Below are 25,948 nucleotides of genomic sequence, written 5' to 3'. Positions count from 1 at the left end.
GGGACGGGAGGAGATAGGGGACCCCGCGCACCCGGCAGAGCCCGTTGACCCTTGCTGCCTTCCGGCCCTGGGGGAGTTCACAGGATGCGCGCCGCGCGGGATCCACCTACGAGTGTAACTGGATGGACAGGAATGGCAGTGATGCGCCCCTCCTCACCCAATTTGGCTTTCGGCGCCCGGGTACCGGTATGCTCCCCCGTGGAGGATTCGCCTAGTGGCCTATGGCGCTCGCCTGGAACGCGGGTTGGGTTAACGCCCTCAGGGGTTCAAATCCCCTATCCTCCGCCACGGGAAGCCCCCGGTGACCATGTCATCGGGGGTTTTCCAGTTTCCGGCCTGGTCTCAGCCGCCGGGTTCGGTCATGATTTTCTCCCCTGCCGGGTTCAGCGCCCACCACAAGCCCTGGACGCCCTGACCCGCCACCGAGCCGGGCCCTGCGTCGCCGGAGAACAGATACACCGGCATTCCGTTCACGGTGACCTGATTGCCGCCCTGCGGCCCCGGGATCGTGGCGATCGTGCCCGCGACACCGGAGACCTCCGGTTGCGGGTTGTCACTCATCACGGGCGGCCATATTTCCTGGCAGGCGGCGTCGCACGCGCTGGCGTCGGTGCCGGGCGTGTCCATGTCAAACGCATAGACCGTCATGCCGTCGACATTGACCACCACCTCACCGAGGTCCGTCTGCGCCGTCGAGAGCGCGGGACCGGCGGCCGGAGCCGTGGCCGGCGCCGTGGTCGTCATCGTGGCCGTCATGGTGGCCGGCGCTTCCTCCGTAGTTTCGTTGTTGGTGCAACCGACCAATGCGGCGCCGGCTGCGAGCGCGGTGAACGAGATCGCGAGCATTCTTCCCATGTCCGGACTCCTGTTCCGATATCCGATTCGTCTATCCGATCTGTCCTGCAGCCGCCGTAGCGGCAAGGTCATGTGTCATCACCCTGCCTACCGTGGCGCTCATTCTCGGGCGGCGGCTTGCGGTCACTGTCCGCTTCGCGGTCACTACTCTCGATGACCGCGGTCAGCTGTCGTCCCGGACTGCCGGGGCCGACGTGCGCCTCCGCCCGCAGGCGTTCGACCATGTGCGGGTAGTGCAGCTCGAAAGCCGGTCGCTCCGAACGAATTCGGGGCAACTCTGTGAAGTTGTGGCGCGGCGGTGGGCAACTGGTGGCCCACTCGAGCGAGTTGCCGTAGCCCCACGGGTCGTCGACGGTCACGACCTGGCCGTAGCGGTAGCTCTTGAAGACATTCCACAGGAACGGCAGCGTCGAGGCGCCCAGGATGAACGAACCGATCGTGGAAATCTCATTGAGGGTGGTGAATCCGTCGGAGGGCAGGTAGTCGGCGTAGCGGCGCGGCATGCCCTCGGCCCCGAGCCAGTGCTGCACGAGGAACGTGGTGTGGAAGCCAAGGAACGTCAACCAGAAGTGCCACCTGCCCAGGCGCTCGTCCATCAACCGCCCGGTCATCTTCGGGAACCAGAAGTAGATGCCGGCGTAGGTCGCGAACACGATCGTGCCGAACAGGACGTAGTGGAAGTGCGCGACAACGAAATACGAGTCGGTGACGTGGAAGTCGATCGGCGGGCTCGCCAGCAGCACGCCAGACAGACCACCGAACAGGAAGGTGACGAGGAAGCCGACCGCGAACAGCATTGGGGTCTCGAACGTGAGTTGCCCTCTCCACATCGTGCCGATCCAGTTGAAGAACTTCACGCCAGTCGGGACCGCGATCAGGAACGTCATGAACGAGAAGAACGGCAGCAGGACCGCGCCGGTGGCGTACATGTGGTGCGCCCACACCGCGACGGAAAGGGCGGCGATCGCGATGGTCGCGTACACGAGCCCGGTGTAGCCGAAGACTGGCTTGCGTGAGAAGACCGGGAAGACCTCAGTGACGATGCCGAAGAACGGCAGCGCGATGATGTACACCTCGGGGTGGCCGAAGAACCAGAACAGGTGCTGCCACAGCATGACGCCACCCGTGCCGGGATCGTAGACGTTCGCACCCACCATCCGGTCGGCGAACAGACCCATCAAAGCCGCCGTGAGAATCGGGAAGGCCAGCAGGACCAGAATGCTGGTGACGAAGATGTTCCACGTGAAGATCGGCATCCGGAACATCGTCATGCCCGGGGCGCGCAGACAGATGACGGTGGTAATCATGTTGACCCCGCCCAGGATCGTTCCCAGGCCGCTGAGGGCGAGCCCCAGGATCCACAGGTTGGCGCCCAGGCCGGGCGAATGGACCGCGTCGGTCAACGGAGAATAGGCGGTCCACCCGAAGTCGGCCGCGCCGCCGGGCGTGATGAAACCGGCTGTCGCGATGATGGCACCGAACAGGTACGACCAGTAGCTGAACGCGTTCAGGCGGGGAAACGCGACGTCAGGGGCACCGATCTGCAGCGGCAGGATGTAGTTCGCGAAGCCGAACAAGATCGGTGTCGCGTACAGCAGGAGCATGATCGTGCCGTGCATAGTGAACAGCTGGTTGAACTGCTCGGTCGACAGGAACTGCAGGCCCGGCCGGGCGAGCTCCGCGCGCATCAGCAGCGCCAGCAGGCCACCGATCATGAAGAAGGCGAACGACGTTATGAGGTACATGATCCCGAGCATCTTCGGGTCGGTGGTCGTGATCACCCGATAGATGAACTCACCCTTGCGGGCCCATCGCGGCGGATAGGGCCGAACGGCAACGGGTTTGGATTCGACGGTCGCCACCGGGATCTCCTGACCGCACGCCCCATGGCCGGGACGCGCTCCCTCGAGGACGTCACCGGTCGCGATCTGCCGAAGGGCCGACGGGCAGGGCGACAACCGGCTCAGGCACAGCAATGTGCAGGCTACGCCTTCCCAGGGCCGTTGGCTACGGACTCGGATGAGACTGTCGGCTCCGAGTTCTGCGGTGGCCTCGATAGGCTGCGCCAATGGTGAACGCGGTGGACACATCGACACGCGCGGGACGATTCGCCCCCAGCCCCTCCGGCGATCTGCATCTAGGCAACCTCCGGACCGCCCTGCTCGCGTGGCTGTTCGCCCGTTCCACCGGACGCCGGTTCCTCGTTCGCGTCGAGGACCTGGACCGGGTCCGGCGCGGGGCCGAGGAACGCCAACTCGCGGACCTGGCCGCGCTCGGACTGGACTGGGACGGCGAGGTGGTCCGCCAGTCCACCCGTCTAGAGCTGTACGACACCGCGATCACACGGCTGCAGCACGCTGGGCTCACGTACGAATGTTTCTGCACGCGAAAGGAAATCCAACAGGCAGCGTCAGCGCCGCACGCACCGGAAGGTGCGTATCCGGGTACCTGCCGCAACCTGACCGACGCCGAACGTGCCGAACGCCGGGCGAGCGGACGTCCACCCGCCCTACGGCTTCGGGCGGGCACGGACAAGTTCACCGTCGAGGACGAACTGCACGGTCGCTACACCGGAATGGTCGACGATCTGGTCCTCCGCCGCGGCGACCAGATCCCCGCCTACAACCTGGCGGTGGTCGTCGACGACGCGGCCCAGGGCATCGACCAGGTGGTCCGCGGCGACGACCTGCTCTTGTCGGCACCACGCCAGGCGTACCTCGCGAGCTTGCTGGGGCTGCCCGCGCCGACGTACGCGCACGTGCCACTCGCGTTGAACACCGACGGCAAGCGCCTGGCCAAGCGCGACGGCGCCGTCACGCTCGCCGACCAAACCCGGTTGGGCCGCTCGCCCGCCGACGTGCTGACAGCACTCGCCCGGTCGCTGGGACTTGCCGACAAGGGCGAAACCGTTACTCTCGCTCAGCTTCTCGATCGGTGGGATCCCAAGATCCTTCCCACCCGTCCGTGGATCTTCGACGGCTGATTCATCCCCCCGGAGAAGCCATACCGACCGCTCGCCGCGTAGTGTTCTGAATCGCATATATTGGCCGATCGACGTGACGGGACGCAGGTGAGCATGACCACTGGTGGACAAGACCCGAACCAGAACCCCGAGGACGGCAACGGTAACGACGTGCCGCAGGCGGGGGGCACTCCACCTCCGCCCCCTGGCGCCTACCCGCCCCCGCCGGGTGGATATCCCCCGCCACCAGGCGGGTACGCTCCGCCGCCGGGTGCGTATCCCCCGCCGCCGGGCAACTACCCGCCGCCTCCCCCGGCCTTCGATTCCGGCTACGGCCAGCCGGGCCCCGGAAGCGCCCTGCGCGTCGGCGACGCGATCAAGTACGGCTGGCACAAGGTCTGGGGCAACGTCTTACCCTGGGTCGGGATCTACGCGATCTTTTTTGTCGTCCAGATCCTGCTCAACGTGGCGTTCAGCGGGGATACGTCGGCTGCCGTCGGCGTGGCCGGCTTTCTGATCACCTTGGTCGTCGGCTACCTGTTCCAGGCCGCGTTCGTTTCGGGAGCGCTGCAGGAGACGGAGGGCAACAAGCCGTCCATCGGCTCGTTCTTCCGGTTCCCTGTCGTGCCCGTCATCGTGGCCGCTTTCCTCGTGAGCGTGCTCACCGTGATCGGCTATATCTTGTTGATCATCCCGGGCCTGATCGTAACGTTCCTGACCTGGTGGACGTTGCAGTTCGTCATCGACCGGAACCAAGATCCGATAAAGGCCATCGGGTCCAGCGTCCGCGCGATCGCCTCCAACTTAGGACCACTGGTGCTGCTCGCTCTCGCGCTGGTCGGCCTGAACATCCTCGGTTTGATCGTGTTCGTCGTCGGATTGTTGATCACCCTTCCGGTGACGATCATCGCGGGCACCTACGCGTACCGCGTCACCGTCGGGGGCCCGACCGCCTAGTAGTGCGCCAACTCTCGCGAAATGACCGCTACCGGGTTCCTCCCGGTAGCGGTCATTTCGTGCAAAACAGGCAGAACGGGGTGGCGGGTCAGCGCCACAACGGCGGGAATGCTTGGATGTCGCGGTGACCCAGTCAGTACAGTCTCCGCCCCACGCGTCCGATCCGGCGTCCTTCGCACACGTCAGTCGCAGCTACTACCCCACGCTGGTGGCGCTGTTCACGGCGACGCTGCTGATCTCCAATATCGCCGCGACCAAGGGGGTCGCATTCCTCGGCGATCAGGATCTCTCTCTCGGACCGATCCAGATCCTGCCGCTCTACCTCGACGGGGCCTTCTTCCTCTTCCCCCTTGCCTACATCATCGGGGACATCCTCAGCGAGGTCTACGGCTTCAAGGCCACCCGACGCGCGATCTACGTCGGTTTCAGCGCACTGCTGCTGGCGGCGCTGAGCTTTTGGATTGCCGGGCAGCTACCAGCGGCCGACTTCTACGAGAACGAGGCCGCGTTCGACGCCGTCACCGGGGTCGTTCCGCGTCTGCTGCTCGCCGGCGTGGCCGGCTACCTCGTCGGCCAGCTCCTCAACTCCGCGGTGCTGGTCCGCATCAAGGAACGCACCCGTGAGAAGCACCTGTGGGCTCGCCTCATCGGCTCGACCGTGGTCGGCGAGTTCGCCGACACCCTGATCTTCTGCTCCATCGCCGCCGGCGCGATCGGGATCTCCACCTGGGACGACTTCATCAACTTCGTGATCGTCGGCTTCCTGTGGAAGACGCTCGTCGAGATCCTGGTCCTGCCGGTGACCTATCGGGTGATCGCCTTCGTAAAGAAGCGCGAGCCCAGCTACGCGCCGGTAGAGAACGGCTAGCTGCCGTAGAACCTGCCGAGGGTCTCGAGCTTGTACTCGTCGAAGTAGCCGCCCTCGATGCTCTCGCGGATCCGATCGACGAGACGGATGGTGAACCGCTCGTTGTGGATCGTGCAGAGCGTCGAGGCGAGCATCTCCTTCGCCTTGAACAGGTGGTGGATGTAGGCGCGACTGTAGTTGGCGCACGTGTAGCAGTCGCACTCGCCGTCGATCGGATCGAAGTCCCGTCGGAACCTCGAGGTGTTGATGTTGAACCGACCGTCCGGGTGGTAGATCGCCGCGTTGCGGGCCACCCGTGAGGGGTTGACGCAGTCGAACGTGTCCGCACCGTTCTCGATCGCGACGAACAAGTCGTCAGGCTCGCTTATGCCGAGCATGTGGCGCGGCTTGTTCTCGGGCAACTCCTCGTTGACCCAACGGACGATGGTCCCGAGGTTCTGCTTCTCGAGCGCGCCGCCGATCCCGTAGCCGTCGAAGCCGCGGCCGCTGACCCCACGGATGGACTCGAGGCCCCGCGCCGCCTGCCGCCGTAGGTCTTCGTATTGCGCGCCCTGCACCACCCCGAACAGCGCCTGGTACGGCCGATGCGCACGCTCGGCGGTCAGCTTCTCGTGCTCGGCGATGCACCGCACCGCCCATGCGTGTGTCCGCTCGACGGACTGCTCCTGATATGCGCGGGTGTTGAGAAGGGTGGTCAGCTCGTCGAACGCAAACATGATGTCGGCACCCAACTGGTGCTGGATCTGCATCGACACCTCCGGCGTGAACCGGTGCGGCGAGCCGTCGAGATGCGACTTGAAAGTGACACCGTCGCCGTCGACGTGGGCAAGACGCTGTTTGCCGTCGGCGATGACGTCGTCGGACTGGACGCCGACGGCGTCCATCGCGAGAACCTTCTTGAATCCGACGCCGAGCGACATGACCTGAAAGCCACCGCTGTCGGTGAAGGTGGGGCCGTCCCAGTTCATGAACTCGCCCAGTCCGCCGGCCTCGTCGACGATCTCCGGTCCCGGCTGCAGGTACAGGTGGTACGCGTTGGCGAGCACGGCCTGCGCGCCGAGCTCCTTCATCGACTCGGGCAGCACCGCCTTGACGGTCGCCTTGGTGCCGACAGCGATAAACGCCGGAGTCCGGATGTCACCGTGCGCGGTGTGGATGATGCCGGTGCGACCCAACCGGTCGGGCATGCGGGTGCCCACCGTGAAGAACGGGGCGGGCGGGGTCGGTACAACATCACTCACGTGGCCATCGTGTCACACGGGAGAGTCGGCGACCCTGACGCAGGCCTACGCTCGCTTGCGCGCGGTGAGCAGTAGATACTCCCAGTCCATCGCGAACGAACCCTCTCCGACATCGTGCTGCCGGGCCAGATCTGCGAGTTCCGCGTCGAGCGCTGCGACCTTGTCCGCGGCGTCGGCTGTGCCCTCGGCGCCGATGGCCTTGTACACCGCGAGCGTCGGCCCGAAGTTGGCCTTGAAGTAGTCGCGGAACTCCCTCGGGCCGTCGAAGCGGTCCACCCGGACCACCTCACGGCGCACGACGACATCGGTGACACGGTCTCCCAGCAGGTCACGCACATGTGCTTCCTCGCCCCACAGCGGCGGCGGCTGCGCACCGGGTGGCAGCTGCCGACCGTACGGTCTCATCGCCGCGAACATTCGGCCGATGAACCCGGTCGGCGTCCAGCTGATCAAACCGATCGTGCCGTTCGGTGCGCAGACCCGCACTATCTCATCGGCGCTGTCCTGGTGGTGCGGCGCGAACATGACACCGACGCACGAGGTCACGACGTCGAACTCGCCGTCGGCGAACGGCAGCGACTCGGCGTCCGCTTCCCGCCATTCGAGTTCGACGCCACGCGCGGAGGCGATCTGGCGGCCGGCGTCGAACAGCTCGGGAGTGAGGTCGGAGGCGACGACGTGGGCGCCGGTCAGTGCGGCAGGAATCGCGACGTTGCCGCTGCCGGCGCCCACGTCGAGGACCCGTTGGCCGGCGTGAATCCCGCAGGCTTCGATCAGGACCTCCCCCAGATTCGGGAAGACTTCGGCGGCGACGGCCGGGTAATCACCCGACGCCCACATGGCACGCTGTCTGGCCTTGAGTGCGCGATCGGCTTCGGTTGGTGGCTCTGATTCGTTCATGGTTCGAGGGTCCGCCCGAGCGGAAGCCGGATCAAGGCCCCCAAGGTGGCCCTCGACGCCCCCTCCTAGTCGCGGGCCAGGTTGGGCGGAAAGCCACCGGTCGCGATCGGCCCCCAGGCATCGATGGTGACCCGGATGAGGCTCTTGTTCTGCCGGCGCATGGCGTCGCGGTACTCGTCCCAGTCGGGGTGCTCACCCGATATGCACCGGAAGTATTCGACGAGCGGTTCGAGTGCGTCGGGCATGTCCAGGACCTCTGCCGTGCCGTCGACCTGCACATAGGCCCCACCGAAGTCGTCGGAGAGCACGCAGACGCTGGCATGGGGATCGCGGCGCGCGTTGACGGCCTTGGCCCGCTCCGGATACGTGGAGACGACGATTCGCCCGTCCACGTCGAGTCCCGACGTGACCGGCGACATCTGCAGCCCACCGGATTGTTTTCGGGTAACGAGAACGCTGTGATGGCGCGGCCGGATGAAGTCGAGCAAGCGCTCGCGGGCCACGTGTTCGGCGGTGGCGACAGCCATGGCGCACTCCCATGATCGACTCGGTGCGTGTGCGCCACCAGCCTATAGATCCGACGAACAGAAGAGACCCGCCCAACCAGGAGACCCCTGGGTTTGAGAATTTTGGGACAAACACCGCAATTGCTCTTAGGTTGTTCGGGTGAAGACGCTGAGCAACCGAACCCGAACCCTGTTGGTCGCCATTGCGATTGCAGTAGGAACCACCACTGCAGCAACGCCGGCGCAGGCCACATCATCCCTGGCCCCAGCAGAATGCGGCGACTGGCAGGTCGAGACCGTAGCGCAAGGGTTGGAACAGCTCGAGAACCTCGAACCCGACGGTGAGGGCGGGTTCTATCTGTCCGGGGACACGAAGGTCTATCACGTCGACGCCGCAGGACAGGTCCGCACGGTGCTCGACGGAATGTTCGCCCCGGGTGGCCTGCAGCTGGACGGCTCGAGCCTGTACTTCCTCACCCGGCAGGACGGGATGTTGCATCAACTCGACACCACAACAGGTAAGTCGGAAGAGCTGGGTTCTTTCCCGGGCAATGGATTGCTGCGTCTGCCCGACGGTGATCTGCTGACGACGTGGGTGGGAACGGAGGGTTTCTCGTCGAAGGGGATTTCCCGCTACTTCCCCGAATCCGGAGACTTCACGGAGAACTGGGCGACGGTGCCGCGTTCGGAAGGGCTGGCACTCAGCCCGGATCACCGCGCTGTGTACACCGATGATCTGTTCACCGGCCAGATTGTGCGTGTCCCCCTGGACAGTCCGAACGAATGGACGGTGGTCGGCAGGCTGCCCGGCTTCCTCCCGGGACCGGACGACCTGACCATGTCGCAGGAGGGAATGCTCTACGTCACCGCTCACATCGAGGGTGCGGTCTACCGCGTCGACCCGAATACCGGGGCAACGTGCATCGTCGCTTCAGGTCTGTCGGGCGGGTGGACCGGGCCGAGTTCGGTGCGCATCGGCCCGAACGGCGATGACTGGGCTCTCTACGTCACCGCCTTCGACGGCACCCTGCGTCGCCTGGTACCTCCCGCCGACGTCGACCTTGCTCCTGTGGAGGGTTGACATCGAAGGATCGCCAGTACGGAAGAACCTGCGTGACTCTCAGAAGTAGAGGCTGAGTTGGTGGTTGATCCCGTTGCGCAGTTGCCTACGAGGCTGTTCCTCTTTGGGCTCCGATGGTTTGCCCTGTCCATGAGCGGAACGCGCGATGCAGCGAGGTGAGTTCGTCGTATCCGAGCAGCAACGCGATCTCGGTGTCGCTGAGGGCGCTGCGGGAGAGGTAGTGACGCGCTAGGCGCTCGCGGGTTCGGCCGAGGACACCGCGAAAACTGGTCCCTTCAGCGGTGAGGTAACGCTGAAGAGTGCGGGCACTGATGTTCAGGTCGCTCGCCAAGTCGGCGAGCGTCCCGCGCCCGGCCGGAAGCGCTTCCAGGAGAACGCTTTGGACCCGGTCGGTCCATGTCGCGTTCGTCTCGAGATCCTGAAGCCGACGTCGAAGTTGGGGTTCGAAGACCTTCCATATCGACTCGTTCGACGTGACGAAAGGACGTCGAGCGTCCGACTCAGAGAACTGGATCTGCGCCCGACGTCCTCGGGTCAATTGGCAGCCGTCGAGGAATGCCGTGCACTCGGTTTGATCATCTGGGACAACTGGGACGATCATGCGCACGGGCTTGATGCGCTCGCGGGTCGCGAGTCGGGCGAATGAAACCCAGAAGAGCAACTCGAACCGGGCAAGAACCGGCGGTGGTTCGAACGCTCCGCGGGGCTGCAATTGCAGCGTCAGCCCCGAGGAGTCATCAATCTCGAACGTCACGGGATAGAGCAGTCGCTTGTAGTCGGCGATACGGTGTGCGGCCGCCGTGAGATTTGGGCTGCACAACCCCGCGAACAGCACGGGGTCAAAAGCTTCTGCGCTCAGCGATCGGGCGGCACCGACGGCGACGTCGCCCTCTTGGTATTCGGCTTCCAGGGCCAGCCACAGCGCGAAGTAGTCCTCCGCGACGACGCGGAAACCTTGGCGACTCAACGCGTCCCGTGGCAGGTCGGCCCGTCGAGTGATGGCCGCGGCATCAATTCCGAGGTCGTGCAGCAAGACACCTACACCGGAGGGCAGAGCGTAGGTTTGCATTGAGCATCTCCCCTTGAACCATCGCGAGTTCGCATGTAGCGCGCGTTCGGCGGCAGCCCCGGCCATCGTCCCCTGGAAGATTCTGGCGGGATCCACGCTACGCAACGACACTGCCGACCCGTTGTCCTTTCGCGTCATTGTCTTGGCAGAACACGACAGCGCGACCTACCCGCCCGAGCCGTGGTTGGCGTGTTCGGACAACGAAGTGGCGTGAACCGACAAACTATTCGGTGGCGTCATTGCCTAACGTGGATCGCGTCCAGAAGCTTCGACGTCGGCACCCTCTTCGGATGCCCATCCCCCGGAGGCTCCCACCTCGAGCGAGGCGCTGCGATGCACTTCGCACGAAGTGTCGTCTGGGGCACAATGAGCTGCAGGGACTGTGCGTCATGGCTTGCAGGACAGGCACTTTGCGGATCAACGCATTCAACACATCGAGTCGCGTCAGTAAGTGAAACTTCAGACCAGCAAGGGTGTTGACCATGAACAAAGTCATATTAATCAGCGGCGCGTCGTCCGGGATTGGGTTTGCCACGCTCGAGAAGCTCATCTCTGAGGGGCACACAGTCTATGGTTCCGGGCGTGCCGAAAAAGATCTGGAAAAGATCAAGAACGCTGGTGGCAGACCGCTGGAAATGGAGATGACTGATTATCCGACGCTCGAGAAGGCGGTGGATTCAGTCATCGAGAATGAAGGCCGCATCGACGTGCTCTTCAACAATGCGGGCTATGGCCTGTACGGAACTGTCGAAGAGACCTCGATTGACAGGGCCAAACATCAGTTCGATGTGAATCTCTTCGGCCTCGCCCGGCTTACGCAACTGGTTCTGCCCCACATGCGACGACAGCAATCTGGAACGATCATCAATACATCCTCGATGGGCGGGAAGGTGTACACGCCGCTCGGCGCTTGGTATCACGCCACCAAGCACGCCGTTGAGGGCTGGTCGGACTGCTTACGTCTGGAACTGAAGGAGTTCGGCATCAATGTCGTCGTTGTCGAACCGGGAGGCATCCAGACGGCGTGGGGGACGATCGCCGCAGACAATCTTCAGGAGATATCGAGCAGGGGGCCGTACAAGGACTTTGGGAAGAAGGTCGCTGACGGCATGCGAAGCAGGTATGAACGACGAGGAGCGCTGTCCCCGCCATCCGTTATTGCAGACGTCGTGTCGAAGGCCATATCTTCCAGTCGGCCAAGAACAAGATACGTAGCGGGCAAGTACGCAAGGCCCTTGCTGCTTATTCGCAAGTACCTCGGCGACAGGGTCTACGACCGCGTAGCCATGTCGGCAGCCTGAAATCGGTGCCAACCTGTACCGGCCAACCGGCGCGCCATCAGCGGAAGGCCGCGTGCCCCGTCAACGCACGACCGATCGACAGCAGGTGCATCTCGCTGGTGCCCTCGTAGGTGAGCACCGACTCGAGGTTGTTGGCGTGCCTCAGCGGTGAGTACTCGAGCGTGATGCCGTTGGCGCCGAGGATCGTTCGGCACTCCCGCGCGATCGCGATGGCCTCACGCACATTGTTGAGCTTGCCGACGCTGACCTGGTCTGGGGTGATCTCGCCCCGGTCCTTCATCCGGCCCAGCTGGATCGCCAGCAGCATGCCCTTGCCGAGCTCGAGGGTCATGTCGGCGAGCTTCTCCTGAGTAAGCTGGTAGCCGGCGAGCGGGCGGTCGAACACCTCGCGGGTCCCGGCGTACTCGATCGCCGTCTCGAGGCTGTCGCGGGCCGCGCCGAGCGCACCGAACACGATGCCGAATCGAGCCTCGTTGAGGCACGACAGCGGCGCACCGAGCCCACGCGCCTCAGGAAGTTGCGCCGAGGCCGGCAGCCGGACGCCGTCGAGCACGAGTTCCGACGTCACCGACGCCCGCATCGACAGCTTCCCATGGACATTGTTGGCGGTGAATCCCGTTGTGTTCGTGGGGACGAGGAAGCCGCGGATCCCGTCGTCCGTCTGCGCCCACACGGTCGCGACGTCCGCTGTGCTGCCGTTCGTGATCCACATCTTGGTGCCGTCGAGGATCCAGTCGGATCCGTCGCGGCGGGCGCGGGTGCGCATCCCTGCAGGGTTGGAACCGAAGTCCGGTTCGGTGAGTCCGAAGCAGCCGAGCGCCTCACCGGTCGCCAGGCGCGGCAGCCACTCCTGCTTCTGTTCCTCCGACCCATACCGGTAGATCGAGAACATCGACAGCGACCCCTGCACTGAGACGAAGCTGCGCAAGCCGCTGTCACCGGCCTCGAGTTCGAGGCACGCGAGCCCGTAGCTGACGGCGTTGGTGCCCGCGCAACCGTAGCCGTGCAGGTGCATACCGAACAGGCCGAGGTCGCCGAGTTCCCGGGCGATCTCGCGGGGCAACGTCGCCGACTCGAACCATTCGGGCAGACGGGGTCGCAGCCGCTGGTCCACCAGCCGCCGGACCGTCCCCTGGATGTCGCGTTCCTGCTCGTCGAGGAGAGCGTCGATCCCGAACAGGTCCAACGGATGCATGGTCATCTACTCCACCGCTCCTGCGAATTGGCTGTTGTACAGCTCGAAGTATGCGCCACGCCGCTCGAGCAGTTCGTGGTGGTCGCCCTGTTCGACGATCCGGCCGTCCTCCATGACGACGATCAGGTCGGCGTCGCGGATCGTGGACAGCCGGTGTGCGATCACGAAACTCGTGCGGTCACTGCGCAGCACCGCCGTCGCGTGCTGCACCAGCGACTCGGTGCGGGTGTCGACGGAGCTGGTGGCCTCGTCGAGGATGAGGATCGACGGCTGCGCGATGAAGGCGCGTGCGATCGTGATCAGCTGCTTCTCGCCTGCACTGACGTTGCTGCCCTCTTCGTCGATGACCGTGTCGTAGCCGTCGGGCAGCATGTGCACGAAGCGGTCGACGTAACTCATCCGGGCGGCCTCGAGCACCTGCTCGTCAGTGGCGTTCGGGTGACCGTAGGCGATGTTGTCGCGGATAGTGCCGCCGAACAGCCAGGTGTCCTGCAGGACCATGCCGATGCGCGAGCGGAGATCGTCGCGCGTCATCTGGGAGATGTCGGTGCCGTCGAGGGTGATCCGGCCGCCGTCGACCTCGTAGAAACGCATGATGAGGTTCACCAGCGTGGTCTTGCCGGCGCCCGTCGGGCCGACGATCGCAACCATCTGCCCCGGCTCGGCAGTCAGCGAGAGCCCCTCGATGAGCGGGGTCTCCTTGTCGTAGCTGAACCGGACGTCCTCGAACTCGACCCGGCCGCGTACCTGCGACGGGGTGGCGGCAGGCTCGGGGTCCGGCGACTGCTCCTCCTCGTCGAGAACCGCGAACACGCGTTCGGCCGAGGCGATGCCGGACTGCAGCAGGTTCACCATCGAACCGATCTGCGTCAGGGGCTGCGTGAACTGCCGCGAGTACTGGATGAAAGCCTGCACGTCGCCGAGGGTCATCGTGCCCGACGCGACCCGCATGCCACCGATGACGGCGATCGCGACGTAGTTGAGGTTGCCGAGGAACATGATCGTCGGCATCACTGTGCCGGAGATGAACTGGGCCTTGAACCCGGACCGGTACAGCTGCTCGTTCTTCTCCTCGAACGCGGCCTCGACCTCACGGTGACGGCCGTAGGCGGTGACCAGCTGGTGGCCGGTGAGGGATTCCTCGACCTGCCCGTTGAGCTCGCCGGTGGTCTTCCACACCATCACGAAGTGCGGCTTGGACCGCTTCGCGATCATCGCGCCGACGAACGCCGACAGCGGCACCGTGAGCACCGCGATGAGCGCCAACAGCGGTGAGATGGAGATCATCATCGCCAGGATGCCGATCACGCTCAGTACCGCTATCACCAATTGGCTCAGAGTCTGCTGCAGGCTCTGCGAGACGTTGTCGATGTCGTTGGTGACCCGGCTGAGCAGGTCGCCTCGCGAATTGGAGTCGAAGTAGCGCAGCGGGAGGCGGTGAATCTTGCGTTCGACGTCGTTTCGGAGCCGGCGCACGACCCCCTGCACGATGATGTTGAGCATGTAGGCGGCCGCCCACGACACCAGCGACGAAGTGATGTACAGCGCCAGCACCAGCGCGAGCACCTGCCCGACCGCTGTGAAGTCGATCCCCACGCCGGGCACGACGTTCATGCCCGAGACCATGTCGGCGAACTGATTCTGCCCGTCCGCCCGAAGCGCAGCGACCGCCTCGTCCTTCGTGAGCCCCGCCGGCAACTGACGCCCGATGGCGCCGTCGAAAATGATGTTGGTGGCGTGACCGAGCAGCCGCGGACCGATCACCGAGAGCACCACGCTGGTCGCGGCGAGCAGCAGGACAAACGTGACGGCCGCTCGGTGCGGACGCAGGCGTCCGAGCAGACGCTTCATCGATGCGCCGAAATTCTCCGCCTTGGCGGCAGGCGCCGCGGGACCGCCTGGGATCCGGGGCGCGGTCACTGCGCCTCCTGAACCGAACGCTGGGACTCGACGATCTCGACGTACGTCGGGCACGTCTCGAGGAGCTGTTCGTGTGTTCCGATCCCGACGGTCCGGCCCTCCTCGAGGACCACGATCTGGTCTGCGTCGACGATCGTCGACACACGCTGCGCCACGATGATCACGCAGGCATCCTCGGTTTCGGGGCGCAGCGCCGCGCGCAGCCGGGCGTCGGTGCTCAGGTCGAGCGCCGAGAAGGAGTCATCGAACAGGTAGATCGAGGGCTGACGCACGAGCGCCCGCGCGATCGCCAACCGCTGCCGCTGACCGCCGGACACCGTCGTACCGCCCTGGGAGACGGGGGTGGCGAGACCCTGGGGCATCGCGCGGACGAAGTCGTCGGCCTGAGCGATCTCGAGTGCCCGCCACAGCTCCTCTTCGGTGGCATCCGGGTTGCCGTAGCGGAGGTTGCTCGCGACGGTTCCGGAGAACAGGAAGGGCGTCTGCGGGACCAGACCGATGTGCGAGCGCAGCAATTCGGGGTCGAGAGTGCGGACGTCGACGCCGGACACCCTGACGCTGCCGGCGGTGACATCGATCAGCCGGGGGATGAGTCCGAGCAGAGTGGTCTTGCCGGAACCGGTGGCGCCGATGATCGCGGTGGTCTGACCTGGTTCCGCGGTGAAGCTGATGCCCCGCAGGACGGGTTCCTCGGCCCCGGGATACTTGAACTCCGCCTGGCGCAGCTCGACGAGCGCGGGACGGTCCATGACTGTGGCCGGCAAGAGCGGGCGAAGCACCGACGGCTCGGTGTCGAGAACCTCGGTGATGCGCTCTGCGGACACCGCGGCGCGGGGTGCGAGCATCGCGATCACCGACGCCATCATCACCGACATGAGGATCTGCATGATGTAGCTCAAGATCGCGGTCAGCGAGCCGACGCCCATGTTGCCGGCGTCGATCTGCTTGCCGCCGAACCAGATCACCGCGACGCTGGTGAGGTTCGCGATCCCCATGACAACCGGGATCATCAGGGCCGCCGTGCGGCCGACACGCAACGCGGTGTCGGTGAGGGCACCGTTGACGGAGTCGAATCGCTGGGCCTCCGAACGCTCCCGGACGAACGCGCGGACCACCCGGATGCCGGTGATCTGCTCACGCAGGACCCGGTTGACGGCGTCAATTCGGGTCTGCATCGCCCGGAAGAGGGGCACGAGCTTCGTGATGATCACGACCATCGCGAGCGCGAGCAGCGGGACGCTCACCGCGAGAACCCACGACAACCCGGCGTCCTGACGGATTGCCATGATGACGCCGCCCACGCACATGATCGGCGCCATCACCAGGATGGTGGCACTGAGCACCACCATCATCTGCACCTGTTGGACGTCGTTCGTGCTGCGGGTGATCAGCGACGGCGCGCCGAAGCGGCCGACCTCCCGGGACGAGAACGAGCGCGCGCGGCCGACGACGGCGCTGCGCACGTCCCTACCGAAGCCCATCGCGGCGCGTGCGCCGAAGTACACCGAGCCGACGGAGCAGGCGATCTGCACCAACGTCACGAGCAGCATCTTGGCGCCCGCGGCCACGATGTAGCTGGTGTCGCCGACCGCCACGCCGTTGTCGATCAGATCGGCATTGACGCTCGGCAGATACAGCGCTGCGCCGGTGGCCACGAACTGGAGGAGGACAACGCCGGCGAGTTCACGCTTGTATGGCCCCAGATAGGTGCCGAGGAGTCTAATGAGCATCGTTTGCGAAGGTTACCAATCCGAAGAGAGGAAGGGAGTGGTCGAGGCCACGTACTGGGCCTCGACCACTCCCTTTTCACTGGGTGTTCACTGTCGCGTTCGGGCAGGCGTCACGACACGGGCGCGGGTTCGGCTTCGCGCCGCTCCCGCGGCAGCGCCTTGGCCAGCTTGTCGCCCTCGATGTCGACGTTCGGCAGGATCTTGTCGAGCCACTTCGGCAGCCACCACGCCTTGTCCCCCATCAGCGCCATCACCGACGGGATGATCACCATGCGGACGATGAAGGCGTCGAAGAAGACAGCGGCCGCGAGCGCGAAGCCCATCGACTTGATGAACGAGTTCGGTTCCGCGATGAAGGCCGCGAAGACGGAGATCATGATGATCGCCGCCGCGGTCACGACGCGGGCACCGTGACGGAACCCGATCGCTACCGCGTCATTGGCCGATGCCCCGTGGACATACTCCTCGCGCATGCGGGTCACCAGGAACACCTGGTAGTCCATCGCGAGACCGAACACCACGCCGATGAGGAAGATCGGCATGAAGCTGACGATCGGCTGCGTGTTGGAGATCAGCCCGCCCCAGCCCTCCTGGAACACTGCAACGGTCGCACCGAACGTGGCGGCGACGCTGAGCAGGAAGCCGAGGGTAGCGGTCAGCGGCACCAGCACCGAGCGGAACACCAGCATCAGCAGCAAGAACGCGAGCCCGACGACCACCGCGAGATACGGGACGAGCGCCTCCAGCAGACGCTCGGAGACATCGCCCTCCAGCGCGGTCTGGCCGGTCACGCCGTAGTTGACGCCGATCTGGTCGTGCAGTTCCGTCTCCGCTCCGCGGATGTCGGCGACGAGGTCCATCGTCGACGGGTCGCTGGGGCCGCTGCGCGGGGTCACCAGGATTTGCGCGGTGTCGCCCGCCTCATTGGTCCCGATGACCTGCGCGTTGAGGACGTCCGGCTGTTCGGAGATCTTCTCGACCACAGCACCGAACGCCTCGCCCTCGGGAACCGTCGCGTCCCGCGCGTCGGCGACGACGAGCAGCGGCCCGTTCTTACCCGGCCCGAAGCCCTCTCCCACCAGGTCGTACGCCTGGCGGGCGCTGGTCGACGGATCTCCGCTGCCCTCGTTGGGCAGCGCCAGCTCCAGCTTCGCCGCGGGAATCGCAAGCACGCCGAGCAGCAGTATGCCGGCGATCAGGCCGACCGCGGGACGGCGAACAACCCCGCCCACGTACCGGCCGGCGAACGTCACCTTGCCGTCCTCGCCTTCGGCGTCGCGCTGGCTCAGGCCTGGAACACGACCGGCGAAGGCCTTGCGCCCGAACAGCCCCAGAATGGCGGGCAGCAGGGTGAGCGCGATGAGGACGGCGATGAATACCGTCGACGCGGCAGCCGCGCCCATGTCGGACAGGAACGGGATGCCGACGATGCGAAGTGCAGCGAGGGCGATGATGACCGTCAGACCGGCGAACACCACCGCCGAACCCGCGGTCCCGACTGCGCGGCCCGCGGCCTCCGAACGATCGTCGGTGAGCGTCAGTTCGTGCTTGAAGCGGGAGACGATGAATAGTGAGTAGTCGATCGCGACGGCGAGGCCGATCATGATCGCAAGCGTCGGGGTCATCGAACTGAGGTCGACGAAGCCGGTGGCGAGGGTGATGCCGAGGCTGCCGATCATGATGCCGATGATCGCGGTGATGAGTGGCAGGCCGGCGGCAACGAGCGAACCGAAAGTAATCACGAGGACGAGTGCGGCGACGCCGATGCCGATGAGTTCGGTGACACCGCCCGGCATCTCGGCCTCAGCCGCGGCCGATCCGCTGATCTGGACGTTCAGACCGGCGTCGCGGCCGACGTCGGCGGCGGCCTTGATCTGGTCGCGCAGAGCTTGGTCGACGTCGCTGAACTCACCGTCGAAGGGGACCTCGACATAGCCGACGGTGTGGTCCGCGCTGAGCGGTGACAGCGCCCTCGCGTTCTCGAGCGCGGCATCCACCGGGATGCCCTGCTGCGCCGCGGACTCGGTCGCCATTTGCTGCAGACCCGCGTCGGCGGCGACGGGATCGGCCAGCGCACCCGGCGTGCCCGGTTCACCCTTGGCGCTTTCGCTGACCTTGTCGATGCCGCGGATCTGCGCGATGACCGCATCCATCGCGGCACGGTTCTCGGGAGCGTCGAGCGTCTGCCCCGGCGGTGCGGCGAACACGAACCGCGCGGACAGCGAATCCATCGCGCTCTTCTGATCACCGAAACGCTCAGCCAGCAGGTCCTGCGCCTGCTGCGCGGGCGTGCCCGGAATGGAGAAGGTGTCCTTCGTCGGCCCCGACAGGGTGGCCGCGCCGACGCCCATCAGGACCAAGATGGCCAACCAGATGGACAGGACCGTGCCTTTTCGCCGGTAGGCGAATCGACCGATCCGGTAGAGATAGGTGGCCATGGTGGCTCCTTCGTGATCGGGTGGGGGTCTAGCGCTTGGGGACGGCGAGGCCGGACCGCAAGTGGTCGAAGGCCTCGTGAACGAGTTGTTCGGGGTTGGCGGCCGTCGACCGGCCGCTCATCCACAGGTCGAGCGACGCCTTGCAGGCCGCACCGACCACCATTTGCAGCAGGCTCGGATAGAGCCCGGTGGCACCGGTCCGCTCGGCGATCACCTCGTCGAGCAGCGGTGTGAGCCGTAGGTGCATCTCGATCTTCTTCGCCAGCAGGGTGGGGCTCGATTCGATGAGATCGGCGAGCGCCTGCATTTCCTCGAGTTGCTGCTCGGAGCCGGTGAGGGCGCGCACAACGACGTGTTCGAGCGAATCGAGGATGGGTTCGTCGGCGGGACGCTCACGCAACCAGTCGGCCCACTCGACGACCTGCGCCTCGAGATGGTGCAGGACCGCTTCTTCCTTGCTGGAGAAGTAGTTGTGGAAGGTGCGCGTCGAGACCCCCGCCGCGGAGGCGATCAGGTCTGCGGTGACGGACTCGATTCCTCGCTCCTTGGCGAGGCGGGCGGCGGCCGCGCTGAGCGCGATGCGCGTCGCTGCCTTCTTTCGGTCCCGCAGACCGAGCGTTTCACTCACTTCATCGACGGTACCGAAATTGCACAGCTCTGCAATCTTGCAGTCGAGCGCATTTTTGTGGCCTTTGCCACACGGCGCGAGGGACGTGATGTGCGCCACCCGAACACCGTCAGCGCCGACGCCACGCTCCCGGATCGGCGGTCAGTTCCGAGACGAACTCCGGCAGCGCACCGGCGGCGATATCGGACACGGTGACGCCCTCGAGGACGGATCGTAGGTTGACGCGAACCGCGATCCACACCCGCTGCAACGACGCGGCAGGGCCGCCGTAGCTGACGTCCTCCGGCCGCTCGCCGCGCACGGACGCGAGCGGTCCCTCGACGGTGCGGATGACATCGGCGACGGTGATCTCATCGGCCGGTCGTGTCAGCCAGTAGCCTCCGTCCGGACCACGCCGGCTGCTCACGAGGCCTCCCCGGCGCAGATCGGCGAGGACCGACTCGAGGAACTTGTAGGGGATGGACTGCGCGGTCGAGAGCGCCTCCGCCTTGACAAGGTCGGGACCGGCGGCCGCCAGCTCGACGAGGGCACGCACTGCGCAGTCCACACGCGCCGTGATGTGCATCCCACCCCCTCACCGATCCATTGCCGTCGCCGAAGACGTTACCGACAGCCGATCGGTGAGTCGCCGAGGTCAGGCCTCCCGACGCGGCGAGGGCGCGGCGGGCAGTGAGTCCTCAGCGGCGCTGGTCCGCTCCTTTGGCTGAGCCCTGGCGAGCCGGGATTCCTGCGAGCTCGTCCGAGCGCAATTCGCCGCGCCGCTCGTCGCTGTAGACCATGAGCGTCGAACCGACGAGGGCCAGCACCATGCCGATGGCTCCGTAGATGTTGGGAAGGGTCTGATAGACGAGCAGGGAGACGACGATGGTCAGCGCCGGTGCCAGGGCATTCGTCGTCGGCGCGACGATCGAGGCCTTGCCCCTGCTGAGCGCCATCACGAGAAACAGTGCACCGCAGGCATTGAGCACCTGAGTGGCGGCCGTCAAAGCTGGTGCCTGCCAGGGGAATCCGGACGGGATCCCTCCCATGAACGCGATCGCGACCGGGACCAGAAGCAACCCGGTGATCGCCATCCACCCGAAGGTTGTGGCGTCGTTGACACCGATGGTCGCGGCCTTACGCATGAAGAATGCCTGCACACCCCAGGCCACGCAGATCAGGATGGCGAGGATGAGCCACGGCCCCGATTCGGCCTCTCCGTTACCACCGGTGATGCTGAAGAGCACGATGGCCGTCAACGCCGCCACGAGGCCGACAACCGCGAGCCCCGCGATGCGCTCCCGAAGGAACACCATGGCCATCAAGACGGTGACGGCAGGCGAGATGGCGATGATCGGGAAAATCAAGTACGCCGGACCGTACGAGAGGGCCTTGAACAACACGAGCTGGCCCCCCGCACCGGTCAGGCCGATGAGCAATCCGTACATGGCCGCCGTCCGGCTTGGATCGAACCGTTGACTGCGTAACGCGAAGGCGGCCGGAATGATCATGGTGAAGGCCCAGACGACATAGATCATCTCGTCCGGATAGCCATACCTGTTTACCGGGAGCTCGGCGAAGCCGCCCCACAGTCCCCAGAACAGGACGAGAAGTGCAGCGTAGAAGATCCAGCTCCGTTGTTTCGTCATCTCGAATTCTTCTCGAAGTAGTTCGCTCGGTTCGAGCGCAGGCGCGCGAGTGCATGCTCCGATAGCGGGGCGCCTGCCTGCTTTGCCGCGTACAGAGCCGCACCGACACCCGGACCGAACAGCGGCTCACGGAGGTCGTACTTCGGGTGCAGCTCGTCCAGCGCGTACTGGAATTCGTCACGGATGGCCTCGGCGGTGAACATGCCCCCCGAGTAGGACACGGGTACCGGATCGTCCACGTCGAAGCCGAGCTCGACGCGTGTGGCATCGACGAGAAGTGCCAGCTCGTCGCAGGCATCCAGCAGAATCTCGCGGGCGTCCCGATCTCCCATGGCGCCCGCTTCGACGACCGTCTTCGAGAGGTCGGCAATCGCACCCCGCCGTCCTTGCCAGCGGTTGACCACCACATCGACCAGATCGAGATCGCTGTCGATGCCGATCCGCGCCTTCATCACGTCATAGAGTGGTCCGCGCGGGAGCCGCCCGTCGCTCATTCGGGTGAAGGCGTTCAGTCCGCGGACCGCGATCCAGTAGGCCGATCCCTCATCCCCGAAGAGTTCCCCCCAGCCACCGACCCGGTATCCGCGACCGCGCCGTTCTCCGTAGGTCATCGAGCCGGTTCCGCTGATGACGTTGATGCCGTCGGCGCAGGCCAGTGAGCCGGCCCAACCACAGATCATGTCGTTGTGGCACGAGAAGCGATCGTGTCCGAGGATCTCTCCCGGCAACGTGTCGAGCCGTTTGATATCGGCACTGACTTCCCCGTAACTGGGCAACCCGAAGAAGGCCCGGGTGATGTCGTGGGTTTCGATGCCCGCCCTCCGGCAGGCTTCGGTGATCCCGTCTTCGAGGACCCGGGAGACGAGCTCGATGCCTTCGGTGAAGTAATAGCATGCGGAGCTTTGTGTTTCGGCCAGCAGCAGACCCGATTCGTCGAGCACGACGAAGGCGGTCTTGGAGCCACCGCCGTCGACGCCCAGATAGATGGACTCCATCATCGCTTCGCTTTCGTTGAGGCTTCGACAATGACGGGCAACGGGTGGATGGTCACACCCTTGACGACCCGATTGACGTCCCCGGCGGGGAAGGGGTTGTCGGGAGTTGTTCCGGCGTGCAGGGCGAACGACAGTCCCAGGAGTTGGGCGACGACCACATACCCGGCGGCCAGGAGGGAGTCCCCGACTCCCGCGACGCCGCCCAGGACCCAGGCGTCGCCGAGTGCGGGCGAAATAGGCTCGGCAGCAACGGCGATCACGCTGTCGGGGTTGCTGCCGGCGCGCAGTTCGGCGACGATATCGAGGTCGTACTGCCGGGTGTACGGGTCTGACGAGATGTAGACCACGACGAGGGTGTGGTCGTCGATGACGGCCTTGGGGCCGTGACGGAATCCGAGTGCGGAGTCGTGGTATGTCACGATCTTTCCGGCGGTGAGCTCGAGCATCTTGAGGGCCGATTCACGGGCGAGCCCGGTCAGCGCGCCGCTACCCAGGTAGACAACGCGCTCGTATCCGCGCTGCGCGAGCACGCCGATCCTCTCCTGCCATGTTGCGAGGATCTTCTCTGCTGCGCCGACAAGTGCCTCGACGGCCGACTGGTCGCCCGGTCCCAGAATCAACAAGCACGACAACAACATCGAAGAAAAACTCGATGTCATCGCGAAGCCCTCGTCATTGGCACGGGCGGGCATCAGCACGACCATCGACCCATCCCGCCTCTGATGTTCCTGGTAGAGGTCTCCGGTTGGATCGCACGTCACGACCAGATGTCGTACCTCACTGAGACATTCGTCGGCGAGCCGCGTCGCGGCTACGCTCTCCGGGCTCCTACCGGATCTGGCGACCGAGACCAACAGTGTCGGAACGTCTTCTGCAAGCTGCGCCTGCGGATTCGAGACGATGTCCGTGGTCGCCAGGGCCTCGACGCGACGATTGAGTGCCTGGGCGAGAGCTGGTGCGGCGATCTGACCGACGAAGGAGGATGTGCCTGCACCGGTGAGAATGACGCGAAGATCGGCACGCGCGAGGAGGGGGCCGATGAAGCCGGCCACGGCTCCACGAAGCTCCGCAGCGTCGGCCGATACCTGCCGCCAAACCTCCGGTTGTTGGGCGATTTCGCGGACTGTCGCTTCCGAGCCAGGGGCGACAGTGGTTGAGATCGGTGAACTAGACAAGGACTTCTCCGGTCGTTGCGAGTTGGGCGCGTTCATCGACCGTGGTCGGGAAGCATGCGGCGGCGTAGGGCCGCAACGCGTCGCGGATCTTGTCGCGAACGAGTTCGCGAGGCTGCGGTGCCAGGACACCGGCGTGCACTCGGGCGTACTGATCGGGGAGGAACTGACTGATCAGCGGGAGCGGGATGGGAACGCGCGCGAGGTTCTCATACAGGCGGTCCACTGCGGCTTCGATTTCCGGATCTGGCCAGTAGTAGCGCAGCCGGTCGCTGAAACTGAATCGGCGCGCGATCCGCTGCTCGTCCGGATCGCCTTCGTAGTAGCGCTCCCAGTACTCGGGTCGGGCAAGCATCCGGCGTTCGACAACGTCGATGAGGTGTGATCGGTGGTCGGCGGGGACCAGCTCGTCCTCGATAAGGGCCAACGCGAAGAGCGCTTCTCTCATCGCGAAGGTCAAGCCCGGGCCTACCTTGAGAATGGCCCAGTGGTCTTCGACGAGTTCGTTGAGCCGTTCGCTGCTTTGGTAGTCGGTCGAGTGTGCTTCGAAGACCAGGGTGGGGTGGTCGTCGAGTACGGTGCGCAGCTCGGTGGTCCCGTCATGGCGGTAGTCGACGACCTGCAGATGATCGAATTCCACACCTGGCTGAACGACCATGCCGATTACTCGCGGCCACACGTGGTCGAGTCCGAGTTCACCGAAGGCCGCCCGGTGCCGATCGAGCGTACGACGAGCCGCCTGCGGGCAGGTGGAGGTCAACTGTCCGAGGGTTTCGGTCGCACCGCCGGGGACGGGGACCTCGGTCCCGATGACGTAGAGGATGTCGTCGGTGATCCCTTCCCGCACCGCGACGTCCTCGGCGACCCGGAGCAACCGGGCCGTCCGCTCGGCCACCAGGTCGTCGCCTACGGGCATCGGGTCTCCCGCGCAGGACATGCTGCAGTCGAGATGGATCTTCGTGTAGCCGGCCGCCACGTATGCCTCGACAAGATCTTCCGCCTTGGCCATGGCCTCCGCCGCCGGCTCCTTCTGCCAACGGTTCGGCCCGAGATGGTCGCCCCCCAGCACGATTCGATCACGTGGCAACCCGTTCGCGTCCGCGATCGCGAACACCATCTCCCGAAAGTCGGTGGGCCGCATTCCGGTGTAGCCACCGAACTGGTCGACCTGGTTCGACGTGGCCTCGATCAGAACGTAGGTGTCGTCGTCGATCGACTGTCGAATCGCCGCTTCCAGGACCATCGGGTGCGCCGAGCACACCGAGTAGACGCCGACCGCCTCTCCAGATTTGTGGCGGCGAACGGTATTCCACAGATGATCAACCATCATTCCTCCGTGTCCGGGCCGACTTGACTGGGCTGCGCCAGGGCGCCCACGGACGACCGACCTCCGGTAACTCACCGTGCGAACGCCTGCGGGCTCGAGGTCGCTTCAGCCACGACGGCGCACAGGTGTGCGACGGAGTCGCTGATGCTCGACCGGGCGCCGTCCAGATACCTACGCGGGTCCGTGGTTTCGGGGTTGCCCCCCAGGAACTCCCGAATCTGTTGCGTGAAGCCAATATTCAGCGCCGTTCCGACATTGACTTTGCGTATTCCCGCGCGTACGGCCTCGGCGAGTCGGCTGTCGTCGACCCCAGAGGAACCGTGCAGGACCAGAGGAACGGGGACGGACTCGCGCAGTTTCTCGATCAGACCGGTGTCGATCTGCGCGTCCTTGGTCGTCATCGCGTGTGAACTCCCGACGGCGACCGCCAGTCCGTCCACGCAGGTTCTCTCAACGAACTCACGGGCTTCGATCGGATCGGTGCGAACGCCGGGCGCGTGGGCGCCGTCCTTCCCGCCGATCTCGCCCAGTTCGGCTTCTACCCAGAGCCCGTGGAGATGGGCATGCTTCGCCAGTTCCCGGGTCTGCGCGACGTTTTGATCATGGTCGAGACGTGCCGCATCGACCATGATCGAACTGGCACCGAGGTCGCGGGCGACGCAGATGACGCGTTCGGTGAGCGCGAGGTCCTCGAAGTGATCCAGGTGGATCGCCAGTCGGGCCGAGGACTGTGCCGCGACCTGTGCGCAGCCCGCCAGGATCGGCTCGATCCGCCCACGGTGGAACCTGACCGCGTTCTCGCTGATCTGCAAGACGGCCCGGGCACCGGCTCGTTCGACTCCCTCGGCAATCCCCTCCGCGTGTTCGAGGGTGATCACGTTGAACGCGACCACCGCGCCACCCGCAGAGACCGCCGATCGGACCAATTCGCTGGTCTTCGCGAGGGTCATCGTCGATCCGACGTGGACATACGGCTTCCGCTCATTTCCGTGGAAGTGAGATGGGACATGCCACGATGATCGGCTCGCCGCGCGTACTGCGCAATAATTCGGGCTCATTCCGCTCTAAATGTGCAAAAATAGTGAGCGTTTTATGATCACCCAAACTGGAGGGCGAATGTCCACGCGCAACTACGCCCAGGCGGACCCCCGCGCCGTGTCGGCGAAACGGTCCGA

22 protein-coding genes, 1 tRNA gene and 1 other RNA gene are annotated in these 25,948 nt (G+C 65.2%); 6 read left to right on the top strand and 18 right to left on the bottom strand.

What is annotated here, in order from left to right; all coding sequences use genetic code 11:
* Positions 1-12 precede the first annotated feature (12 nt).
* Positions 13-107, bottom strand: an RNA gene (gene ffs, locus EGT50_RS16230) — signal recognition particle sRNA small type.
* Between the two features lie 93 nt (positions 108-200).
* Between ffs and EGT50_RS16225 the strand changes: the two genes are divergently transcribed.
* A tRNA-Ser gene (locus EGT50_RS16225) sits at positions 201-288 on the top strand.
* Between the two features lie 54 nt (positions 289-342).
* Here the strand turns inward: EGT50_RS16225 and EGT50_RS16220 are convergent.
* Both EGT50_RS16220 and ctaD read right to left on the bottom strand, forming a co-directional pair.
* On the bottom strand, positions 343-855 hold the full coding sequence (locus tag EGT50_RS16220; RefSeq protein ID WP_127955692.1) for a COG4315 family predicted lipoprotein: 513 nt from the start codon (positions 853-855) through the stop codon (positions 343-345).
* Between the two features lie 68 nt (positions 856-923).
* Entirely contained in the window at positions 924-2,717 is a 1,794-nt protein-coding gene (ctaD, locus tag EGT50_RS16215; RefSeq protein WP_127955691.1) for an aa3-type cytochrome oxidase subunit I, read from the bottom strand.
* A gap of 206 nt (positions 2,718-2,923) precedes the next feature.
* Here ctaD and gluQRS point away from each other — a divergent pair, with 206 nt between their 5' ends.
* The 3 genes from gluQRS to EGT50_RS16200 all read left to right on the top strand — a co-directional run bounded on the left by gluQRS (position 2,924) and on the right by EGT50_RS16200 (position 5,642).
* On the top strand, positions 2,924-3,838 hold the full coding sequence (gene gluQRS, locus EGT50_RS16210) for a tRNA glutamyl-Q(34) synthetase GluQRS (protein ID WP_127955690.1): 915 nt from the start codon (positions 2,924-2,926) through the stop codon (positions 3,836-3,838).
* Positions 3,839-3,931: 93 nt separating this feature from the next.
* A complete protein-coding gene (locus EGT50_RS17110) occupies positions 3,932-4,774 on the top strand; it encodes a DUF2189 domain-containing protein (protein WP_164873440.1) in 843 nt (280 codons plus the stop codon).
* 124 nt (positions 4,775-4,898) lie between these two features.
* Positions 4,899-5,642, top strand: a complete 744-nt coding sequence (locus EGT50_RS16200) for a queuosine precursor transporter (protein WP_127955689.1) — start codon at positions 4,899-4,901, stop codon at positions 5,640-5,642.
* Here EGT50_RS16200 and tgt read toward each other — a convergent pair.
* The 3 genes from tgt to EGT50_RS16185 all read right to left on the bottom strand — a co-directional run bounded on the left by tgt (position 5,639) and on the right by EGT50_RS16185 (position 8,310).
* Positions 5,639-6,883 carry a tRNA guanosine(34) transglycosylase Tgt gene (gene tgt, locus EGT50_RS16195; RefSeq protein ID WP_127955688.1) on the bottom strand — a complete coding sequence of 415 codons (1,245 nt, stop codon included), beginning with the start codon at positions 6,881-6,883 and terminating at the stop codon, positions 5,639-5,641. The genes EGT50_RS16200 and tgt overlap by 4 nt on opposite strands.
* A gap of 45 nt (positions 6,884-6,928) precedes the next feature.
* Positions 6,929-7,783 (bottom strand): class I SAM-dependent methyltransferase, encoded by an 855-nt coding sequence (locus EGT50_RS16190; RefSeq protein WP_127955687.1) that lies wholly within the window; start codon positions 7,781-7,783, stop codon positions 6,929-6,931.
* A gap of 65 nt (positions 7,784-7,848) precedes the next feature.
* On the bottom strand, positions 7,849-8,310 hold the full coding sequence (locus EGT50_RS16185; protein WP_127955686.1) for a PPOX class F420-dependent oxidoreductase: 462 nt from the start codon (positions 8,308-8,310) through the stop codon (positions 7,849-7,851).
* 139 nt (positions 8,311-8,449) lie between these two features.
* Between EGT50_RS16185 and EGT50_RS16180 the strand changes: the two genes are divergently transcribed.
* On the top strand, positions 8,450-9,370 hold the full coding sequence (locus tag EGT50_RS16180; RefSeq protein ID WP_127955685.1) for an SMP-30/gluconolactonase/LRE family protein: 921 nt from the start codon (positions 8,450-8,452) through the stop codon (positions 9,368-9,370).
* A gap of 85 nt (positions 9,371-9,455) precedes the next feature.
* Here EGT50_RS16180 and EGT50_RS16175 read toward each other — a convergent pair whose 3' ends face one another.
* Positions 9,456-10,439 (bottom strand): AraC family transcriptional regulator, encoded by a 984-nt coding sequence (locus EGT50_RS16175; protein WP_164873439.1) that lies wholly within the window; start codon positions 10,437-10,439, stop codon positions 9,456-9,458.
* Between the two features lie 482 nt (positions 10,440-10,921).
* On the opposite strand from EGT50_RS16175, the gene EGT50_RS16170 reads away from it, so the two are divergent.
* Positions 10,922-11,740 (top strand): oxidoreductase, encoded by an 819-nt coding sequence (locus EGT50_RS16170; RefSeq protein WP_127955683.1) that lies wholly within the window; start codon positions 10,922-10,924, stop codon positions 11,738-11,740.
* 37 nt (positions 11,741-11,777) lie between these two features.
* Here the strand turns inward: EGT50_RS16170 and EGT50_RS16165 are convergent, their stop codons facing one another.
* The 11 genes from EGT50_RS16165 to EGT50_RS16115 form a co-directional block, all read right to left on the bottom strand.
* Complete coding sequence (locus tag EGT50_RS16165; protein ID WP_127955682.1) at positions 11,778-12,941, bottom strand: acyl-CoA dehydrogenase family protein; 1,164 nt, start codon at positions 12,939-12,941, stop codon at positions 11,778-11,780.
* Complete coding sequence (locus tag EGT50_RS16160) at positions 12,942-14,786, bottom strand: ABC transporter ATP-binding protein (protein ID WP_235870797.1); 1,845 nt, start codon at positions 14,784-14,786, stop codon at positions 12,942-12,944.
* A 65-nt stretch (positions 14,787-14,851) separates the two neighbouring features.
* Entirely contained in the window at positions 14,852-16,585 is a 1,734-nt protein-coding gene (locus EGT50_RS16155) for an ABC transporter ATP-binding protein (RefSeq protein WP_127955680.1), read from the bottom strand.
* Positions 16,586-16,695: 110 nt separating this feature from the next.
* Positions 16,696-19,023 (bottom strand): MMPL family transporter, encoded by a 2,328-nt coding sequence (locus EGT50_RS16150; RefSeq protein WP_127955679.1) that lies wholly within the window; start codon positions 19,021-19,023, stop codon positions 16,696-16,698.
* Positions 19,024-19,051: 28 nt separating this feature from the next.
* Complete coding sequence (locus tag EGT50_RS16145; protein WP_127955678.1) at positions 19,052-19,651, bottom strand: TetR/AcrR family transcriptional regulator; 600 nt, start codon at positions 19,649-19,651, stop codon at positions 19,052-19,054.
* Between the two features lie 109 nt (positions 19,652-19,760).
* Entirely contained in the window at positions 19,761-20,216 is a 456-nt protein-coding gene (locus tag EGT50_RS16140) for an RrF2 family transcriptional regulator (RefSeq protein WP_127955677.1), read from the bottom strand.
* Between the two features lie 112 nt (positions 20,217-20,328).
* Positions 20,329-21,279 carry a DMT family transporter gene (locus EGT50_RS16135; protein WP_127955676.1) on the bottom strand — a complete coding sequence of 317 codons (951 nt, stop codon included), beginning with the start codon at positions 21,277-21,279 and terminating at the stop codon, positions 20,329-20,331.
* Positions 21,276-22,277, bottom strand: coding sequence for an N-acetylglucosamine kinase (locus EGT50_RS16130; RefSeq protein ID WP_127955675.1), 1,002 nt, complete (start codon positions 22,275-22,277; stop codon positions 21,276-21,278). Before EGT50_RS16130 ends, EGT50_RS16135 begins: the two co-directional genes overlap by 4 nt.
* The gene (locus tag EGT50_RS16125) at positions 22,274-23,326 is read right to left on the bottom strand and encodes an SIS domain-containing protein (RefSeq protein ID WP_235870784.1); all 1,053 of its coding nucleotides are present in this window, start codon (positions 23,324-23,326) and stop codon (positions 22,274-22,276) included. The genes EGT50_RS16130 and EGT50_RS16125 overlap by 4 nt, the downstream gene beginning before the upstream one ends.
* Positions 23,327-23,441: 115 nt before the next feature.
* Positions 23,442-24,773: a D-tagatose-bisphosphate aldolase, class II, non-catalytic subunit gene (locus tag EGT50_RS16120; RefSeq protein WP_127955673.1), complete on the bottom strand. Its 1,332-nt coding sequence runs from the start codon at positions 24,771-24,773 to the stop codon at positions 23,442-23,444.
* 71 nt (positions 24,774-24,844) lie between these two features.
* Positions 24,845-25,723 carry a class II fructose-bisphosphate aldolase gene (locus EGT50_RS16115; RefSeq protein WP_127955672.1) on the bottom strand — a complete coding sequence of 293 codons (879 nt, stop codon included), beginning with the start codon at positions 25,721-25,723 and terminating at the stop codon, positions 24,845-24,847.
* Between the last annotated feature and the right edge of the window lie 225 nt (positions 25,724-25,948).

The organism is Rhodococcus xishaensis (genome assembly GCF_004011825.1).
Classification (GTDB): Bacteria; Actinomycetota; Actinomycetes; order Mycobacteriales; family Mycobacteriaceae; genus Prescottella; species Prescottella xishaensis.
The sequence above is the reverse complement of the archived record's forward strand: the minus strand, read 5'-3'. Positions and strand labels throughout refer to the sequence as shown.